Source organism: Nocardia amamiensis NBRC 102102 (genome assembly GCF_001612745.1).
Taxonomy (GTDB): domain Bacteria; phylum Actinomycetota; class Actinomycetes; order Mycobacteriales; family Mycobacteriaceae; genus Nocardia; species Nocardia amamiensis.
This window is the reverse complement of record NZ_BDBA01000084.1, coordinates 1-705: the sequence shown is the minus strand read 5'-3', so window position 1 is coordinate 705 and position 705 is coordinate 1. Positions and strand designations below refer to the sequence as shown.

The window sequence follows — 705 nt, the reverse complement described above, 5'->3', positions numbered from 1 at the left end:
GGTCACCCCGACGTGCCGCGCAGCTGGCCGCTGGACGCGCAGAAGGTCGCCGTCCTCGGCGTCGGCAACGTCGCCCTGGACGTGGCCCGCGTACTGGCCAAGACCGGCGACGAGCTGCTGCCCACGGAGATCCCGCCGAACGTCTACCAGGGATTGAAGGCCAACAAGGCCGTCGAGGTGCACGTCTTCGGCCGCCGCGGCCCCGCCCAGGCCAAGTTCACCCCGCTGGAACTGCGCGAACTCGACCACTCCCCGACCATCGAGGTCATCGTCGATCCCGAGGACATCGACTACGACGAAGGCTCCGAAGCCGCGCGCCGGCATTCCAAGCAGGTCGACATGGTCGCCAACACCCTCGAGCAGTGGGCCATCCGGGACGCGGGCAACCGGCCGCACAAGCTGTTCCTGCACTTCTTCGAGTCCCCCGCCGAGGTGCTCGGCGAGGACGGCAAGGTCGTTGGGCTGCGCACCGAACGCACCCAGCTCGACGGCACCGGCAACGTCAAGGGCACCGGCGTGTTCCGGGACTGGGATGTGCAAGCGGTGTACCGCGCCGTGGGCTACCTGTCGCAGAACATCAGCAGCCTGCCTTTCGACGACCAGGCCGGCACCGTGCCCAACGAAGCCGGCCGCGTGATCGCCGACGAGAACGCCGACGGCGCCGACCGCTACCTGCCGGCCACCTACGTGACCGGCTGGATCAAG

At 69.1% G+C, this 705-nt stretch carries 1 protein-coding gene; it reads left to right on the top strand.

Annotated features, from left to right (window positions below; all coding sequences use genetic code 11):
- Window positions 1-705, top strand: a 705-nt coding sequence (locus tag NA4_RS17400) for a ferredoxin--NADP reductase domain-containing protein (protein WP_507763398.1), incomplete at both ends; no start/stop codon positions are given.